We start from the raw sequence: 18,127 nt of genomic DNA on the forward strand, positions 1-18,127 counted from the left end.
GACAGTGTCATGACTCAATCTACAGTGACCCCAGCTATTGCCAACACAGATGAACTCACCACCGAATCCGCTAGCAGCGTCGCACCGCAAGTCCTCAACGATACGGCGTTTGAGGAGTTCGACCTCGACGATATCGAAATCATCGAAAGCAAAGTTTTCGCCTGATCGCTCCACGCTTCCTCGGCGTTACGTCGAGGGAGCCGCCTTCTTCCTCTGACTGGGCAACTACATGGCTAATTTCGTTAAGCCCGAACCGATTGGTGTGGGTATCCAGTACAACCCCGAGATTCTCGACTGGTTTCCATTTGAGGACATCGAAGTCGATGTGCTGGAAATCCTGCTCGACAACATCATGGCTCCCATGGATGGCCCGCAGATTATCAGGCCCGCGGCCCTGGCGATGATCAATCGGCTGGCTGAGAAATTCACACTGCTGGCGCATTCCAATTACGGTTGCGACTTTGGTTTCAGCCCTCTTGAAGAAACCGCCGCCGTGCAACGCCACGTGCCCCTGGCCAAGATGCTGAACAGCCCATGGGTCGCCAACCATTGCTTTTATGGCGACAACTCCTGGCTGGATATCTGGAGCAGCCCGCTGCAGTTTTCCAATGCCGAGGTGCTGCGCTGCGCCGAACGCGCGAAGACGTTGCAGGCGCATTACGGGACGCCGCTAGCCCATGAAAACGCCGCCTATTATCTGCAATGTCCGGGCGCGGAAATGCGTGAAGCCGAGTTCCTGGCCCGACTCGTGCAGCAGTCCGGTACCTTTTTGCACCTGGATTTGCACAACATCTACACCAATCACCTGAACCTGAAAAACTTCGACTTACGCGACTACCTCGACACCTTGCCATTGGACAAGGTGATCTCGGTGCATCTGGCCGGCGGCAGTTGGCACGAGGGGCTTTACCACGACTGGCATGACTCGTGTGTCCCCGAACCTGTTTGGGACCTGTACCAGGAACTCATGTCCCGCACCCAACCCTCGGGAATCATCCTGGAATACCAGGGGCAGGCTCACCACGCACTGACACGAGTGATGGACGCTAACGACGAACACATGATCGTCACCGATGTGCGGCGCGCACAGAAAATCTGGAACCACTATACAAAACCGATACAGGAGCTGATGCATGGAGGCTGAGCTGGTCTGGAAGCTATGGCGACGCCTGCTACGCGATGAAACACTGCAGAAGCAGTTGTATGAGGCTCAGGGCGCGACTCAATGGCTGCAACACTTTCCCGATGACGAGCGGGCGATTCTGCACGCCTACGCCAGTCAGTTTGAGGGGGTGAAATGGTTCATCGAAAACTATCAGTTCCGCCTGGTCAACTCCTTTATCAATGCGCTGGAAACCGGCGCCCCATTGACTTTGCGTGCACTGCTCAACATCGGACTGGATCTACCGACACTGTCCAAGGCATTCCTGCGTCAACAAGAGTGGTTCGACTTCGGGCCAAGGGTTTATGGCTATTGCGATTCGGCGCTGGGCTTTTTGCTCGAACGCCAGGAACTCGCTGACTACCCGCAGATTCGCGACCTGATGGGGCTTGAGCGCGAATGTGTGCGCCTCTACACCGGACTGATAGAAGCCAGCGACGTAGTGCCGGGATATTATCAGCGCACTGACAGTGCACGCTTTTACCAGAGCCATTATGCGCTGTCGCACTGGTTGCGTGATAAAAGCCTGCTGGGGCGTAGCAGCCCTGAGGAAACCAGCCAACACATCCTGGTGTATTTGCCCAACCCTGAGGCCCGCCACAAATTTACGCTGATAGGCCCGCGCGCGGCGCACCTCTACCGATGCCTGGAGCAACCGCAGTCACAAAACACCTTGATGCAGATGCTGAGTTCTACTGCCGCCGCGCAACCCAGCGGCGAAGACCTGGCACTGCTCGGTAAACTGCATCAACTCAACGCAATCAGGATGCCGGTCTAGAACATGGAAAGCTCACAGTACTTTTGGCTGCGATCGACCGGTTTCCCCATTCATCACTTGACGGATTTGGGCCGATTCGCTGAGCTGCCATTGTGCCGCGCCTTTGAACAAGACTTCCGCTCATTGCAAGCGCAGAAGGCAACGTTACTTGAAGAGGCCAACTCGCATTCACCCCAGGCCTGCCGAAAACTCATCCGCAAACTCAACGAGGACCAAGTCCTGCAGTCCTCCGACCTGCCGGAAGTGTTGCGCGAATCTCTGGCCGAGGCTTTGCAGCGCTGGAACGGTTTGTTGGAGCGAACTTCGGCGCGTGAAGAGGCCGCCCAGGAATACGACGCTTATCTGGAAAGCGCCCGCCAAGGGCTGATCGACTTCCTGGATGACGAAGCGGTGGCCGAGGCCTTGTTCATATCCAACCCGTCCGCGATGACACGCATACGTGAGCTGGTCAGGGACCGGCACAACAGAAACGACACCCGCAAAAAGCAGAAGCTGCGTTTGGGCTGGAGCTACGCGCAACGTTTCTGCGCCAAGAACGATACCTCGAGTTTTTTCGGACCTTTGGCCTGGGGGCGGTTCGATGCCCACCAGACCGACAATGTGCAGCTGACCCAGGGTGACATGGCGTGGATCAAGGATCGCCACACCTTCTTCGAGAATTGGGTGGTCCAGCGGTTAGTCGAACAGATCAACCAGCAATGTCCCGACACCGACCGCATGCCCTTGCAGCTCAATACCGGTTGCTACCTGCACGAACAGACCCTGTTCATGCCGATATGCAAAAGCCAGCGCCTCAACCCGCAAACCGCGCAGGTACTTCATTACATCAGCGACCAACAGTGTCGAGAGCCGACGTTTGCCGGGGTGTTGAGCGCCTGTTCGGAAGTCGCGGCCAGCACATTGCACGATCTACTGGAACATCTTGTGAGCAAACGGATCGTGCACCGAGGCTGGCAAATGTCCCCTCGTGAGCGTAATCCAATCGTGCGACTACAACACTGCCTGGCCAACGCAGGGGTATCCGAAAGGTTCAGCCAGGTCTGGCAATCGCGCCTTGAAGTACTGGAAGGTTTGCGCCGCGACTATGCCCACGGTGACCTGCTGCGCCGGACCGAATGCCTGGAGGGCTTGAACCAACTGATGGGCGAGGCAGGGGTCGACCTCAGCCGAGAAACCGGCGCCATGTATGTCGGCCGTTACCCGGTGTACGAGGATTGTTCGAGAAACATGGACATCAGCCTCGGCCAAGCCGTGCTCAGTCAAGTCAACGAGGAGCTGACGCCGCTGATGCGCATCAATCAGTGGCTGATCAAAGCCATCGCGCATCAACTCAATGAGGCTTTCATTGAGGTCTGGGAACAGCGCCATGCTGATAACCCCGGGCAGCCGGTTGATTTTCTCGACCTGATCAGCACGCTTGCTCCTCTGTTTCCGGCACTGGAAGCACGCATCATCCTTGACCTCGATCAGCGCCTGGAAACGGCCTGGACGCATCTACTGCAGGACTTCCCAGCGCATCCTGAGGTGCATCTGTGTGTGGCAGACATCGAACGCCTGATCGCCCTGTTGAACGCCGATCTGGAGGTCGCCGGCTTCGAGGTCTTTGGCAGTGACTTTCACTCTCCGGATATCCTGCTTTCCAGCGCGTCGGTGGCGGCGTTCAATCGTGGCGATTACGAAATCATCGTGGGTGAAGTGCATCCGGCAGTCCATACGCTGAGTCAGCCCGTTGCCGCGCCGTTCGGACCGTTCAATACGCAGATAAACCAACAGGTAGAGGCGATTTTCCAACGCCCTCGCCTGATACTGGCGGACTCGCCCGACAGTTATCAACGCTCGCACATAGACTGGCCATTGCAGCCCACTTACTTGCAACTGGTACTGCCTTCTGGTGGCGGTTGTGTCGCGGCGGATCAGCAGTTTGCCGCCGGTAGGGCAAAAGTACTGCGGGCGAATGGACGCCTGCAAGTGGTCGACGCCCTAGGGCAGTTCAGCGAAGACTTGCTGTGCGTGTATTCCACCCCCATGCACCGGCTGGGCTTCGCCCTGGCCGGCAGCACCGTGGCCAAACACGAACACCGACGTATCTGGTTGGGCCGTACCCTCTACAAGCGCGCTTCCTGGCTATTCACCAGAGATCGCCTGCCAGAGCCAAAGGGCTCGGTCGACGAGCTTGAACACACTCTGCAATGGCGTGCCTGGGCCGCCGATCATGGCTTGCCCCGTTATGCCTTCATCAAGATCGATACCGAACCCAAACCGCTGTTCCTCGACTTCAATAACCCGTTGTCCTTCGACGGCATCAACAACGCCCTGAAGAAGGCTGGTCACGCAAAGTTCTCGGAAATGCGACCGTGCCCCGATGAGCTTTGGCTTGAAGAAGAGCGGGGGCGCTTCTGCTGTGAAATACGCACAACTTTCTCCACATGCGAGGCACTTCCGACATGAGCAATGAGAACGTAGGCTCTTGCACCAAAGCCGATCAGGAAGCCAAACACTCGTTTTTGTACTTGTTTTTGACCATATTCATCCCCTTTGGCCTCGGGCATTTTGTGTCCTACCTGTTTCGCACGGTCAACGCCTTGATCTATGTGGATCTGGAGCGGGAACTGCACCTGCCCGCCAGCAGCCTGGGCCTGCTTACCGGTGTGTACTTTCTGACTTTCGCCGCAGCGCAGATTCCACTGGGGGTCATGCTCGACCGCTACGGCCCGCGTAGCGTGCAGGCCCCCATGCTGCTGTTCGCTGTGTTGGGCTCACTGATTTTCAGCTTCTCCCATACGGAATTGGGCCTGATCATTGGTCGCGGCCTGATCGGCCTAGGTGTTGCTGGCTCGCTGATGAGTGCGATCAAGGCGTGCGCGATCTGGCTACCTGCTGAACGCCTGCCGCTGAGTACAGCATGCCTGTTATCTGTGGGCGGCTTGGGCGCAATGGCGTCCACCACGCCGTTGCATGAACTGCTCAAGTGGATCTCATGGCGTGAAGCATTCTTGATTCTGGCGCTGCTGACTTTGTTCGTCTGCATAGTCATTCATCGGAGCGTGCCCCGCACCTACCCCCCAAACACACAACTCTCGCCGAAATGTCCAAAGCCGTAGGAACGCTTTACTCCTCCTGGATATTTTGGCGACTGGCGTTGTACTCGGTGTTTGCTCATGCGATCTACATGTCGGTGCTGTCGCTGTGGATGGGGCCGTGGCTACGCGATGTCGCCCAGTTGAACGAGTCCAACATGGCTAATATCTTGCTCTGGGCCGCCGTGGCGATGGTGGCAGGCTCGCTGGCGTTCGGCTCGACCACCGATTACCTGCGGCGCTTTGGCGTACAGCCGATCATGGTGTGCGGCGCCGGGGTTTCAATCTTCATCGCATTTCAATCACTGATGATCAGCGGACTACCCGTATCGCCGTTACTGATTGCTATGGGTTTCAGCTTTTTCGGTACCTCCACCACCATGAACTACGCGATCGTGGCTCAGTCGGTATCCCCTGAACTGGCCGGGCGGGTCAGTTCGTCGTTCAACCTGGTAGTGTTCGTGTTGGCGTTTGTCTTGCAGTGGTTGATGGGAGAAATTCTGAACCTGTGGCCAGCATCCGGGCAAGGGTATCCGGTGGAGGCTTATCAGTGGTCGCTGGGTGTGATGATTGCGTTGCAGGTACCGGGGGTGATGTTGTGGCTGAGCTTTAAACCGTGGGAATTGAAAACCGCGGCGACGCGGTAAACCAGGCAACCACTACTACCTTAACGAAAGCCCCACCCTCCAGACAGCACCCCGCTGAATTCCAGGCAAAAAAAAACCCGGAAATCCTCACTTGCGTGGGCCTTCCGGATTTTCTAAACCGCCAAAAATGGTGGGTCGTGTGGGATTCGAACCTACGACCAATTGGTTAAAAGCCAACTGCTCTACCAACTGAGCTAACGACCCGCTGTGTGGTGGCGCGTATAATACTGATTTTTAAGGACTATTCAACACCTATTTTGAAATAAATCAAAAATAAGGGGTTGGATCGCTGATTCCGGCCGCCGCAAAGCCTTCTGCACGCAGTCGGCAGCTGTCGCACTTGCCACATGCACGACCGTTATCGTCGGCCTGATAGCAGGAAACGGTCAGTCCGTAGTTCACGCCAAGCTTCACGCCGGCCTGGACGATCTGCGCCTTGCTGAGGTTTTGCAGCGGTGCCTGGATGCGGAAGCCATTGCCTTCCACGCCGGCTTTGGTTGCCAGGTTGGCCATGCGCTCGAACGACTCGATGAACTCGGGACGGCAGTCTGGGTAACCGGAGTAATCCACCGCATTGACGCCGATGAAGATGTCCCGTGCGCCGAGCACTTCTGCCCAGCCCAGGGCCAGGGACAGAAACACCGTGTTACGCGCAGGCACGTAAGTCACCGGAATGCCCTCACCCAACTCTTCCGGAATATCGATGCTGCGGTCAGTCAGCGCCGAGCCACCCATGCCGTTCAGGTTCAGGCCGATCACCTTGTGCTCGACCACACCCAAGTCCCGTGCCACACGCTCGGCGGCGTACAGTTCGGCGTGAGAGCGCTGACCGTAGTCGAAGCTCATGGTGTAGCAGCTATAGCCTTCGGCACGGGCCATGGCCACGACGGTCGCCGAATCCAGGCCACCGGACAGCAGGATGACCGCACGTTTTTCAGCAGTATTGAGTTGTTCAGTCATTTCAGCGCCCCGGCTCGTCATTCCATAGATATTTATGCAGCTGCAGTTGCAAACGCACTGGCAGGTTGTCCGCCACCACCCAATCCGCCAGATCCCGGGCATTGAGATCATGGTGACTTGGGGAGAACAGGACTTCACCGGCACGCAGGTTGAGACCGTACTGGATCAACTTGGAAACGGACCAGTCATAGTCCTCTCGCGAGCAGATGACAAACTTCACCTGATCGTTGGGCGTGAGCAGCTCAATGTTTTCATAGCGATTGCGGTGTGCTTCCTTCGAACCCGGGGTTTTCAGGTCGACAACGCGACTGACCCGGGAATCTACTGCCGAGATATCGATGGAGCCACTGGTTTCCAGTGACACTTCGTAACCGGCGTCACACAAGCGCTTGAGCAAGGGAATGGCGTTTGGCTGTGCCAGGGGCTCGCCGCCCGTGACGCAGACATAACGCGGGCGAAACCCTGCAACCTGCTCGAGGATGTCGTCGAGGGTGCGAATGGTTCCGCCGGTGAACGCGTAGGCGCTGTCGCAGTATTGGCAACGCAGGGGGCAACCGGTCAGGCGCACAAAAACAGTGGGCAGGCCGGCAGTCCGCGTTTCACCCTGCAACGAGTAGAAAACTTCGGTGATTCTCAATGTGTCTTGCATAGTCGCCACGGGCGTAACAGCTAAACAGGCTGTCCGCCTCCGTCAGGCACTTGAAGGAACCCCGGCAAAGCGCAGGCCCCTAAAAGCGTGTTTCATAAAAAGGGCGTGAATTCTAACGAAAAAACCCGCGACAAGCGCGGGTTTCTTTGAAACGGGTCAAGCAGGCTTACATTTTTTGCAGATCGCGCTGGGCCAGCTGAGCGGCGGAAGTGCCCGGATATTGGGACACCACCTGCTGCAGAATGCCTTTGACCCGGTCGGTATGACCCAGGCGACGCTCTACATCAGCAAGCTTGTACAGCGAGTCCGGCACTTTGGCGTGCTTGGGGTACAGCTGCGAAACCTTGGCAAATGCCTGACCCGCGCCTTGCAGATCGCCTTTGGCCAGGTTCACTTCGCCCAACCAGTATTGGGCGTTGCCCGCGTACTGGCTGTTCGGGTATTTGCGCAGGAAAGCGGCAAAAGCCTGGCTGGCCTTGTCGAAATCCTTGGCCTTGATCAGGTCGAAGGCAGCATCGTAATAGAGCTTTTCCTTCGCCGGATCCGCTGGCTCGCTACCCGCGGCAGGTGCTTGAGCGGCGGCTGCGCCTGCTGCCGCACCTGTTGCTGCACCAGCGGCATTCATATCACCACCGGTGGAAGAATTTTCAGGAGTCGCGGCTGGTGCAACGCCGGTTCCTATGCGCCGATCAAGATCCTGGTATCGCTCCAGGTTTTCCTGCTTCATGCGCGCTACATCATTTTGCAGAACCTCGATCGCACCTTGCTGGCGCTCGATCTGTTGCTGCATTGATTGCAGTTGGTTGAACAGCTCGCCCTGTGCCGAGACAGGGGCCGAAACCCCTCCCCCGGCATAGGCGCCGTTCGTACCGTAACCTGCAGGCGGATAACTGCTCCCGCTAGTGTTATAGCCGGAGTCATTATCGACCACAGGAACCGCAGCCCACACCGCTAGCGGCGCGAGGCTGAGAGCCAGGACAGTTACAGCACGACGGCACGTTCGCATGACGAATTACTTACGCAGTTCGACGCGACGGTTTTGAGCCCAGGACTGCTCGTCGTTGCCGGTAGCAACTGGACGCTCTTCGCCGTAGGAAACCAGTTCCAGCTGAGCTGGGGAAACACCTTGCAGTACCAGGTAGCGCTGAACGGCTTTCGCACGACGCTCGCCCAGTGCCATGTTGTACTCACGAGTACCACGTTCGTCGGTGTTGCCTTCCAGAACAACGCGAGCGCCGTTTGCTTTCAGGTCTTTGGCGTGAACGTCCAGAGCGCGCATGGCTTCTGGCTTCAGGTCCGAACTGTCGTATTCGAAGTAGAAAGTGGTGATAGCGCGCAGTGCAGCTTCTTCGCTCAGGGAGCCGTCAACTGCACCAGTGTTTGCGCCGTAACCAGCGTTTGGATCTACCGCGCCTTCACCGGCATTGTCGCCGCCTTTGGACGAGCAACCTACAGCTACAGCCATGGCCAGTGCCAGCGCAGCAAATTTACCAAACTTCAGCATTTCCATCGTGAAACTCCTAATGAACCCCAGTGTGTTAAGTACAACGTATAGCGCCGCGTCAGTTCAGGTAAGGGGACCAGGAAGGTTCTCTGACTTCGCCTTGTGCGGTAGGAAGCGGGAGCCTTACGCGTCCATTGATGGACACGAGCATCAAGACTCCCCGGCCCTGCTGGCGGGTGGCGTAGATTACCATGGTGCCGTTGGGCGCGACAGTAGGCGACTCGTCCAGAGTGCTATCAGTGAGGATTTTTACACTACCGCGCTGCAAATCCTGGGCTGCCACCTTGAAATTGGTGAAGCCATCCTGACGGTGAATCATGACAAGCGTCTTTTCATCAGCTGACAGTTTAGGGTTGGCATTGTAGTTACCGACGAAAGTCACGCGTTCGGCACCGCCACCACCGGCACTGGTCTTGTAGATCTGCGGTTTGCCGCCGCGGTCGGACGTGAAGTAGATGGTCGAGCCATCCTTGCCCCAGAACGGTTCGGTGTTGATGCCGGGACCGTTGGTAACGCGGCTGATCTGACGCGACCCCAGGTTCATCACATAGATGTCCGGGTTGCCGTCTTTGGACAGCACGAACGCCAGGCGATTGCCATCCGGCGACCAGGCTGGCGCACCGTTCAGGCCTTCGAAGTTGGTGATCTGCTCACGACGACCGGTGTCGATGTTCTGCATGAAGATGCGTGGGCGCTTCTGCTCGAAGGAGACATAAGCGATGCGCTTGCCATCCGGTGCGAAACGAGGCGACAGGATCGGCTCGCGCGACTGCAGCAGGGTCACGGCGCGAGCACCGTCATAGTCCGACCGTTGCAGGGTATAGCGAGTGTTGTTCTCGGAGAAACGCTCGGCCGTTACGTACAGCAGGCGAGTCGAGAAGGCACCCTTGATACCCGTGAGTTTTTCGAACGACTGGTCGGAGATGTAGTGCGCCATGTCGCGCAGCTGATCGACGCCGCCGGACACGCTGCCGGTCAGCACTTGCTGCTCGGTGGCCACGTTGAACAGTGCGTATTGCACCTGCAGGCGACCGCCCGCTGGCACAATGCTGCCGACCATGACGTACTGGGCACCCAGGGCCTTGAAGTCACGGAAGATGATTTCGCTGGCCTGGCTCGGCTGGCTGATCATGTTCTGCTTTGGAAGCGGCGAGTAGTAACCCGAGTTGCGCAGGTCATTACCGATTATTTCCGCCATGTCGTCCGGCAGCACGCTACCGCCCTGGAAGCCGAACGGCACGACTGCGATCGGGGTCGCCCGATCGCTGCCGCTGGTAACCAGAATGTTTTTCTCATCTGCCATCGCCATCCCTGCCATGCAGCAGATAACGACCAGCATTCCTCGAAGAAGGTTTCTCACAAGGCTAGATCCTCAGGTGTGAATGTCATCTTGAATGAACGATACGGAGCGAAATCACTCGGCTTCATTCCCTGCATTTCTGTCAAACGTCCAATATTCTTCACTGCTGCAACAGCCGATGCGTCAAACGGACCGTCGCCACTGGACTTGGAGACGCTGACCGAAGTCACCGTACCGTCCGGCAACATGCCGATTTGCAACACGACCGTCATGCCTTTGCGTGCCGAAGGTGGACGAGCCCAGCCTTCCGCTGCACGCGCACGAATCAGGTCATCGAAACTGCCGGCGACTTCGTCGCCCTGCTCATCGGCCAAGGCCTGCTGACGCTGCGGCGTATCGGAAAGCAAATCTGCCAGGGCCTGGGCCTTTTTGTCTTCGGCGGATTTACGCGCCGCATCCTGCGATTTCTTCTTCGCAGCATCGGCGGCAGCTTTCTTCTTCGCTTCCTCGGCGACTTTCTTCTTCGCCTCTTCAGCTTCAGCTTTCTTCTTGGCGTCTTCCGCGGCTTTCTTCTTCGCGTCTTCGACGATCTTTTTCTTGGCTTCTTCAGCGGCCGCTTTCTTGGCCTCTTCTTCCGCGGCTTTCTTGGCTTCTTCTTCGGCTTTCTTCTTGGCTATATCAGCCAATTGTTTCTCTTCTGCCTTCTTGGCTTCCGCGGTTTTCTTCGCATCGTCGGCTTTCTTGGCTTCGTCAGCCTTTTTCGCCTCGTCCGCTTTCTTCGCCTCGTCGGCCTTCTTGGCTTCTTCGGCCTTTTGAGCCGCCTCTTCTTTCTTTTGTTCCGCAGCCTTCACCGCTTCCTGCTCGACCTTTTTCTGTTCCATCTGCTCGACTTCGGTCTGACGCGCAGCGGATTTCTGCGCTTCACCGGCAATCTTCTGATTGGTCTGGGTGGTCGCCCGACTTTTCGATTTCAGCTGGTACAAGGTCGCCTGGACAATCGGCTTGGCAGGCGGCAGTTCCGGGGTAAAGGCAAAACTGACGAACAGCATGCCGAACACCAGCACGTGCAAGCCAATCGCCCAGACACTAGGCCAGAAGTAGCTTTCCGAGGCGGACGGCTCTCGCTGTTGCTGCATCAGGGCGCCTCGGTAATCAAGCCAACATTACCGACCCCGGCTTTCTGCAACCCGCCCATCGCGCCCATGACGGAGCCGTAATCGACGGATTTGTCGCCGCGAATGAAGACCTGGGTACGCTTGCCGCCTTCGTTGCCGACACGAATGATCTTGGTCACCGCGTCAGTCATCTGCGGCAGGGTCATGGCCCGATCCTGCTGCTTTTCGGTGTCGACTTCGCTGCCAAGGTTCCAGTAGTAGGTCTTGTCGGATTTGATGGAAATGGTCAGGACCTGGGTGTTGTTGTCCTGCGGCAAGGCTTCACTGGAAACCTTGGGCAGATCAACTTTCACGCCCTGATTGAGCATCGGAGCGGTCACCATGAAGATGACCAGCAGCACCAACATCACGTCGATGTAAGGCACCACGTTCATCTCGGCGACCGGCTTGCGCTTTTTGCGAGCTCGAGCGATTAAAGCCATTGGAAATTACCTGCTTATTCTTCGCTGGTGTGCACTTTGCGGTGCAGGATCGCCTGGAACTCGTCGGCGAAGGTGTAGTAGCGGCCCAGCAGGGTTTCGCTGCGAGCAGCAAAACGGTTGTAAGCGATAACGGCTGGAATGGCAGCGAACAGACCGATCGCGGTGGCGATCAGTGCTTCGGCGATACCCGGGGCCACAGTGGCCAGGGTCGCTTGCTGGGCGGTGGCCAGGCCACGGAAGGAGTTCATGATCCCCCAGACGGTACCGAACAGACCGATGTACGGGCTGACGGAACCAACGGTGGCCAGGAAAGGCAGGCTCTGCTCGAGCTTTTCTTCTTCGCGGGAAATGGCAACGCGCATGGCACGGGCCACACCTTCCATGACCGCTTCCGGGTCAACGCCTGACTGCTGGCGCAGACGGGAGAATTCCTTGAAACCGGCACGGAAGATTTGCTCGACACCCGAATCAGGGTCCGGATTGCTGCCGGCCTGACGGTACAGCTTGGACAGGTCGATACCCGACCAGAAGCGCTCTTCAAAGCTCTCCAGGGCACGTCGACCGGCGCGCAGCAGGTTGCTGCGCTGAAAGATCATGATCCACGAGGTCACCGATGCGGCTACCAGGATCAGCATTACCAGTTGCACCACGATACTGGCATTGCTGACCAGGCTCCACATGGAGGAATGGTCGACGACGTTAGCTTCCACGCTTTATCTCCTGCTTTGAGTGTGTACCCGCGCCGCTCACGTCGGCAAAGGCCGCTCGTAGAGCTTCGGGAATGGCCCGGGGTTTCAAACTTTCAGTGCGCACACAGGCCACCAGAAACTGCCCTTCGCAGAGCAGTGCATTATCCGTTGCCCGCCTGACCTGCTGTTTGAAGCGCAGGCTGGCACGGTTCAATTCGATTACCTCGGCGCTTACCAGCAGTTCGTCATCCAGTCGCGCCGGCGCGTGGTAGCGCGCTTCGCTGGAATGCACGACGAACAACAGGTCCTCCCCGACAAGCTGCGATTGGGCAAAGCCCAGATCTCGTAGCCGCTCGGTTCGAGCCCGTTCCATAAACTTGAGGTAATTAACGTAATACACGATGCCGCCCGCATCGGTGTCCTCGTAATAAACGCGACAACGATGTGCGAAAGGCTCAAGCCCGTTTTGCGCGCGCATACTCTAGTGCTTACTCCTCAGGTTGCCAATCCGGCATGGCAACTGTTTTTCATTGTTCTGCGGCTTTCTCGTGAAAGTACGGTCCTGGGACCCTACATTGCCCGAAAAAATCAGCACGCAATGTTAATTAATCGTCAGCGGCATTGAGAAACTCGTCTACCACGGGCATTTCGCCCAATCGTGACGGAATGTTTAAACCGAAATGCAGGTAAGCATGCCGCGTCACCACCCGCCCCCGAGGCGTACGCATGATGTAACCCTGCTGGATCAGGTAAGGCTCCAGCACGTCTTCGATGGTGTGACGCTCTTCGCTGATGGCTGCGGCCAGGCTGTCGACCCCGACCGGTCCACCGTCGAATTTCTCGATCATGGTCAGCAACAGACGCCGGTCCTGGTGATCGAAGCCACGCTCGTCGACGTCCAGCAGGTTCAGCGCCAGGTCGGCAATCGGCTTGGTGATATGCCCCTTGGCGCGAACTTCGGCGAAATCACGCACCCGGCGCAGCAGCCTATTGGCGATGCGCGGCGTGCCACGGGCACGGCGGGCGATTTCGAAGGCGCCTTCCGGGTCCAGCGGCAAACCGAGGATGCTCGCCGAACGACTGACAATCGTCGACAGGTCGGCGGTATTGTAGAACTCAAGACGCTGAACGATGCCGAAACGGTCACGCAACGGGTTGGTGAGCATCCCCGCCCGCGTCGTTGCGCCAACCAGGGTGAACGGTGGCAGGTCCAGCTTGATCGAACGCGCGGCCGGCCCCTCACCGATCATGATGTCGAGCTGGAAATCCTCCATGGCCGGGTACAGCACCTCTTCGACGATGGGCGACAGGCGATGGATTTCGTCGATAAACAGCACATCGTGAGGTTCAAGGTTGGTCAACAACGCCGCCAGGTCACCAGGGCGCTCCAGCACCGGCCCCGAGGTGCTCTTGATCGACACCCCCATTTCCTGGGCGATGATGTTGGCGAGGGTGGTCTTGCCCAGGCCGGGCGGCCCGAAGATCAGCGTGTGATCCAGGGATTCGTTACGACCGCGAGCGGCCTGAATGAACAACTCCATCTGCTCGCGAACGGTCGGCTGGCCAATGTATTCGGCCAGGCTGACCGGGCGAATGGCGCGGTCCTGGACTTCTTCGCGCTCACGCGGGCTGTGCGTGGCAGCGATCAGACGATCAGCTTCAATCACTTAGATCATTCCCTTCAAGGCGCGGCGGATCATGTCTTCACTGCTCAAATCTTTCTCCTTGATCGCAGACACCGCCTTGCTCGCTTCCTGGGGTTTGTAGCCCAGGGAAATCAAGGCGCTGACGGCGTCAGTCTCGGCAGTGTTCACCGGGGCCGGTCCATCCGGCTGGTTCGGCACCAGGGCGAACATGGCCGGTACGGTTTCCCAGGCCTTGAAGCGATCCTTGAGTTCCACCAGCAAGCGTTCGGCGGTTTTCTTGCCGACGCCCGGGACCTTGGTCAGCGCCGAAGTGTCCTGGGACTGTACGCAACGAACCAGTTCGTCGACTTCCAGGCTCGACATCAACGCCAGTGCCAGTTTCGGCCCGACGCCGTTGAGGCGGATCAATTCGCGAAAAAAGTCGCGCTCACGCTTGCCGACAAAACCATAGAGTAACTGTGCGTCTTCGCGCACGACCAAATGGGTATGCAAGGTTAGCGGCTCACCGACCGACGGCAAGCGGTAAAGGGTCGTCATGGGCACTTCAAGTTCATAGCCCAGGCCATTTACATCCAGAATCAGATGAGGAGGCTGCTTCTCAGCCAGGGTGCCGCGCAAACGTCCAATCACGTTACAAATCCTTGAGCGTTGGCCAGCTCTTGGCCAGCGACTGATAGAGCGAGGGAGCATCGCCGACAACCCAGGCGGAACGCCCTCACTCCATGAAAATGATTGCTGATGCTATCAGAGACGCAGGCGCCCGCCACGACTGCGTGCAGCTCCCAGCCCATGGGGCAGCAGACTGGAACGGGTGTGAGCGTGGCAGATGGCAATAGCCAGGGCGTCCGAGGCATCGATCTGGGGTTTGCTGGTCAATTTCAGCATGTGCATGACCATCATCTGCACTTGCTCTTTATTAGCAGCACCAGTGCCAACCACCGCTTGTTTGACCTGGGTTGCGGAGTACTCGGCAATTTCCAGGTTTTCCTCGGCGCCTGCCACAATCGCTGCGCCACGGGCCTGCCCCAGTTTCAGGGCGGAATCGGCGTTACGGGCCATGAACACCTTTTCGATCCCCATGGTCACCGGATGGTACGTCTGAATGATCTCCCGCACCCCGCGATAGACAATCTGCAGTCGCTCATGCAGCTCGCCGGCACCGGTGCGGATACAACCGGAGGCGACGTACTCACAGCCGCGACCGGTATCACGAACCACACCGTAACCGGTGATGCGCGAACCGGGGTCGATACCAAGAATTAAAGTCATAACGCCTGCAGAAAGAGATCGCGGTTAACGGAGGATAACCGTGTAGGAGCTGCCAAAGGCTGCGATCATTTAAATAAAAAGCCAAAAATCAAAAGATCGCAGGCTTCGCCAGCTCCTACAGAGGCTGGTGAAAACTGCGATCTTTATCGATGCCTCAACCGAGCTGCGCGGCCACCGACTCCGGAATTTCCGCGTTAGAGTAGACGTTTTGCACGTCGTCCAGGTCTTCGAGCATGTCGATCAGCTTGAGGACTTTCTCGGCGCCTTCCAGATCGAGTTCGGCGCTGGTGGTCGGCAACATGACGATTTCCGCGTCGTCACCTTTGAAACCCGCCGCTTCCAGTGCGTTACGCACGGAATAGAACCCGGCAAACGAGGTGAACACATCGATCGAACCGTCTTCGTTGGTCACCACGTCATCGGCGTCGGCTTCCATGGCGGCTTCCATCAGTGCGTCTTCGTCAACGCCGGCAGCGAAGGAGATCTGCCCCTTGCGCTCGAACAGATAGGCCACCGAACCATCAGTCCCCAGGTTGCCGCCACATTTGCTGAACGCGTGACGAACAGCGGCTGCAGTGCGATTACGGTTGTCGGTCATGCATTCGACCATCACCGCGACACCACCCGGACCATAACCTTCGTAGGTCAGCTCGACCATGTCGTCGGTATCGGCGGCACCGGCACCACGGGCAACTGCCCGGTCGATGATGTCGCGACTCATATTCGCGCCAAGTGCCTTGTCCAACGCCAGGCGCAGACGCGGATTGGAACCTGGATCACCGCCACCCTGGCGAGCAGCAACAGTCAGCTCACGAATCCACTTGGTGAAAATCTTGCCTTTTTTGGCATCCTGACGTTCTTTGCGGTGCTTGATGTTCGCCCACTTGGAATGACCTGCCATAACTCGCTCCGAATTCTCTTTGAAACATTGCCCGCTACGCCGCATTGCGCCGGCCGGCAAACAAAAATCTTGAACAGCTCTATCTATACAGAAAGGGCGCATCCACAGATGCGCCCTTCAGGTCAGCCTTACTCGGCCTTAGGCGTTTCGCGCAGACGAATATGCAATTCGCGCAATGCCTTGGCATCCACCTGGCCCGGTGCCTGAGTCATGACATCTGCCGCGCTCTGGGTTTTCGGGAAGGCGATCACTTCACGGATCGACTGGGCGCCGGTCATCAGCATCACCAGACGGTCCAGACCGAAGGCCAGGCCACCGTGCGGCGGCGCGCCGTACTTCAGGGCGTCGAGCAGGAAGCCGAATTTCTCCTCCTGCTCCGCTTCGTTGATGCCCAGCAGGCGGAAGACCGCTTGTTGCATTTCTTTGCGATGGATACGAATCGAACCGCCACCCAGCTCGGTGCCGTTCAACACCATGTCGTAGGCACGGGACAAAGCGCCCGCCGGGTTGGCTTCCAGCTCCGCCGGGGAGCACTTCGGCGCGGTGAACGGGTGGTGCAAGGCGCTGAAGCTGCCGTCGTCGTTCTCTTCGAACATCGGGAAGTCAACGACCCACATCGGAGCCCATTCGCAGGTCAGCAGGCTCAGGTCGTGGCCGAGCTTGATGCGCAATGCGCCCAACGCTTCGCTGACGATCTTGGCCTTGTCGGCGCCGAAGAACACGATATCGCCATCAACTGCACCAACACGATCCAGGATCACGTTGAGGTTGGCTTCAGGGATGTTCTTCACGATCGGCGATTGCAGACCGTCAACGCCATTGGCGCGCTCGTTGACCTTGATGTACGCCAGGCCCTTGGCACCGTAGATGCCGACAAACTTGGTGTAGTCGTCGATCTGCTTGCGCGGCATGCTCGCGCCGCCAGGCACGCGCAGGGCGGCGATGCGGCATTTCGGGTCGTTGGCCGGGCCGCTGAACACCTTGAAGTCGACTTCCTTGAGCTGATCGGCAACGTCCACCAGTTCCAGCGGGTTACGCAGGTCTGGCTTGTCGGAACCGTAGCGGCGCATGGCTTCTTCGAAGGTCATGTGCGGGAACTCGCCGAACTCCAGGCCCAGCACTTCCTTGAACAGGTTGCGGATCATTTGCTCGGTCAGGCCCATGATCTCTTTTTCATCGAGGAAGCTGGTCTCGATGTCGATCTGGGTGAATTCCGGCTGGCGGTCGGCCCGCAGGTCTTCGTCACGGAAGCACTTGGCGATCTGGTAGTAACGGTCGAAGCCGGCCACCATCAGCAGCTGTTTGAACAGCTGTGGCGATTGCGGCAAGGCAAAGAATGAACCTGCGTGAGTACGGCTCGGCACCAGGTAGTCGCGCGCGCCTTCCGGGGTGGCACGGGTCAGGATCGGCGTCTCGACGTCGAGGAAGCCGTTCTCGTCCGAGGAAGCGGCGGATGCTGGTGGTCATGCGTGAACGCAGACGCAGCTTCTCGGCCATTTCCGGGCGACGCAGGTCGAGGAAGCGATAGCGCAGGCGGGTTTCTTCACCGACGTCGGAGAACTCGTTCAGCGGGAACGGCGGGGTTTCCGATTCGTTCAGCACTTCCAGCTCGTAACCCAGGACTTCGATCATGCCCGACGCCATGTTGGCGTTGGTCGCCCCGGCCGGACGCAGGCGAACCTTGCCGGTGATCTTCACGACGTACTCGCTGCGCACGCGATCGGCAGCAGCGAAGGTTTCAGCGCGATCCGGATCGAACACGACCTGGGCCAGACCATCACGATCACGGATATCGAGGAAAATCACCCCACCGTGGTCACGGCGACGGTGAACCCATCCGCAAAGGGTAATTTCCTGGCCGTCCAGGCTTTCGTTCAGTTGGCCGCAATAATGGCTGCGCATCATGGTCGTGGTTTCACTTCTCGTAATTCGAAATTCGGTTGGAGGC

17 protein-coding genes, 1 tRNA gene and 2 pseudogenes are annotated in these 18,127 nt (G+C 58.0%); 5 read left to right on the plus strand and 15 right to left on the minus strand.

Annotated elements, in window-relative coordinates:
* The first annotated feature begins 9 nt into the window (after positions 1-9).
* The 5 genes and pseudogenes from tglA (at position 10) to AB4O40_RS11345 (ending at position 5,664) form a co-directional block, all read left to right on the plus strand.
* Positions 10-165, plus strand: a complete 156-nt coding sequence (gene tglA, locus AB4O40_RS11325) for a 3-thiaglutamate biosynthesis pearlin carrier peptide TglA (RefSeq protein WP_156385803.1) — start codon at positions 10-12, stop codon at positions 163-165.
* A gap of 64 nt (positions 166-229) precedes the next feature.
* The gene (locus tag AB4O40_RS11330) at positions 230-1,144 is read left to right on the plus strand and encodes an MbnB/TglH/ChrH family RiPP precursor modification enzyme (protein ID WP_223541134.1); all 915 of its coding nucleotides are present in this window, start codon (positions 230-232) and stop codon (positions 1,142-1,144) included.
* On the plus strand, positions 1,134-1,940 hold the full coding sequence (locus tag AB4O40_RS11335; RefSeq protein WP_056726024.1) for a hypothetical protein: 807 nt from the start codon (positions 1,134-1,136) through the stop codon (positions 1,938-1,940). The genes AB4O40_RS11330 and AB4O40_RS11335 overlap by 11 nt, the downstream gene beginning before the upstream one ends.
* A gap of 123 nt (positions 1,941-2,063) precedes the next feature.
* A complete protein-coding gene (locus AB4O40_RS11340; RefSeq protein WP_236709750.1) occupies positions 2,064-4,388 on the plus strand; it encodes a lantibiotic dehydratase in 2,325 nt (774 codons plus the stop codon).
* A pseudogene (locus tag AB4O40_RS11345) lies at positions 4,385-5,664 on the plus strand (MFS transporter). The gene AB4O40_RS11340 and the pseudogene AB4O40_RS11345 overlap by 4 nt, the downstream one beginning before the upstream one ends.
* A gap of 128 nt (positions 5,665-5,792) precedes the next feature.
* Here the strand turns inward: AB4O40_RS11345 and AB4O40_RS11350 are convergent.
* The 15 genes and pseudogenes from AB4O40_RS11350 to aspS form a co-directional block, all read right to left on the minus strand.
* Positions 5,793-5,868 (minus strand) — tRNA-Lys (locus tag AB4O40_RS11350).
* 63 nt (positions 5,869-5,931) lie between these two features.
* On the minus strand, positions 5,932-6,624 hold the full coding sequence (gene queC, locus AB4O40_RS11355) for a 7-cyano-7-deazaguanine synthase QueC (RefSeq protein ID WP_056726031.1): 693 nt from the start codon (positions 6,622-6,624) through the stop codon (positions 5,932-5,934).
* 1 nt (position 6,625) lies between these two features.
* Entirely contained in the window at positions 6,626-7,273 is a 648-nt protein-coding gene (gene queE / locus AB4O40_RS11360) for a 7-carboxy-7-deazaguanine synthase QueE (RefSeq protein WP_150754451.1), read from the minus strand.
* Positions 7,274-7,439: 166 nt separating this feature from the next.
* Positions 7,440-8,279 carry a tol-pal system protein YbgF gene (gene ybgF / locus AB4O40_RS11365; protein ID WP_056726035.1) on the minus strand — a complete coding sequence of 280 codons (840 nt, stop codon included), beginning with the start codon at positions 8,277-8,279 and terminating at the stop codon, positions 7,440-7,442.
* A gap of 6 nt (positions 8,280-8,285) precedes the next feature.
* Complete coding sequence (gene pal, locus AB4O40_RS11370) at positions 8,286-8,783, minus strand: peptidoglycan-associated lipoprotein Pal (protein ID WP_003178634.1); 498 nt, start codon at positions 8,781-8,783, stop codon at positions 8,286-8,288.
* A 52-nt stretch (positions 8,784-8,835) separates the two neighbouring features.
* The gene (gene tolB / locus AB4O40_RS11375) at positions 8,836-10,116 is read right to left on the minus strand and encodes a Tol-Pal system beta propeller repeat protein TolB (RefSeq protein WP_167362903.1); all 1,281 of its coding nucleotides are present in this window, start codon (positions 10,114-10,116) and stop codon (positions 8,836-8,838) included.
* A 17-nt stretch (positions 10,117-10,133) separates the two neighbouring features.
* Positions 10,134-11,213, minus strand: coding sequence for a cell envelope integrity protein TolA (gene tolA / locus AB4O40_RS11380; protein WP_056726036.1), 1,080 nt, complete (start codon positions 11,211-11,213; stop codon positions 10,134-10,136).
* The gene (gene tolR / locus AB4O40_RS11385) at positions 11,213-11,665 is read right to left on the minus strand and encodes a protein TolR (RefSeq protein WP_162135951.1); all 453 of its coding nucleotides are present in this window, start codon (positions 11,663-11,665) and stop codon (positions 11,213-11,215) included. Before tolR ends, tolA begins: the two co-directional genes overlap by 1 nt.
* Before the next feature lie 23 nt (positions 11,666-11,688).
* Entirely contained in the window at positions 11,689-12,384 is a 696-nt protein-coding gene (gene tolQ, locus AB4O40_RS11390; RefSeq protein ID WP_007897030.1) for a protein TolQ, read from the minus strand.
* Positions 12,374-12,841 (minus strand): tol-pal system-associated acyl-CoA thioesterase, encoded by a 468-nt coding sequence (gene ybgC / locus AB4O40_RS11395; protein WP_056726038.1) that lies wholly within the window; start codon positions 12,839-12,841, stop codon positions 12,374-12,376. The genes tolQ and ybgC overlap by 11 nt, the downstream gene beginning before the upstream one ends.
* A gap of 127 nt (positions 12,842-12,968) precedes the next feature.
* Positions 12,969-14,030 carry a Holliday junction branch migration DNA helicase RuvB gene (gene ruvB, locus AB4O40_RS11400; protein WP_056726040.1) on the minus strand — a complete coding sequence of 354 codons (1,062 nt, stop codon included), beginning with the start codon at positions 14,028-14,030 and terminating at the stop codon, positions 12,969-12,971.
* Positions 14,031-14,639, minus strand: a complete 609-nt coding sequence (gene ruvA / locus AB4O40_RS11405) for a Holliday junction branch migration protein RuvA (protein ID WP_008052450.1) — start codon at positions 14,637-14,639, stop codon at positions 14,031-14,033.
* Between the two features lie 114 nt (positions 14,640-14,753).
* Positions 14,754-15,278, minus strand: coding sequence for a crossover junction endodeoxyribonuclease RuvC (gene ruvC, locus AB4O40_RS11410; RefSeq protein WP_046042207.1), 525 nt, complete (start codon positions 15,276-15,278; stop codon positions 14,754-14,756).
* Between the two features lie 154 nt (positions 15,279-15,432).
* Positions 15,433-16,179 carry a YebC/PmpR family DNA-binding transcriptional regulator gene (locus tag AB4O40_RS11415; RefSeq protein WP_056726044.1) on the minus strand — a complete coding sequence of 249 codons (747 nt, stop codon included), beginning with the start codon at positions 16,177-16,179 and terminating at the stop codon, positions 15,433-15,435.
* 128 nt (positions 16,180-16,307) lie between these two features.
* A pseudogene (gene aspS / locus AB4O40_RS11420) lies at positions 16,308-18,084 on the minus strand (aspartate--tRNA ligase).
* Positions 18,085-18,127 lie beyond the last annotated feature (43 nt).

The organism is Pseudomonas sp. S2_F07 (assembly GCF_054668325.1).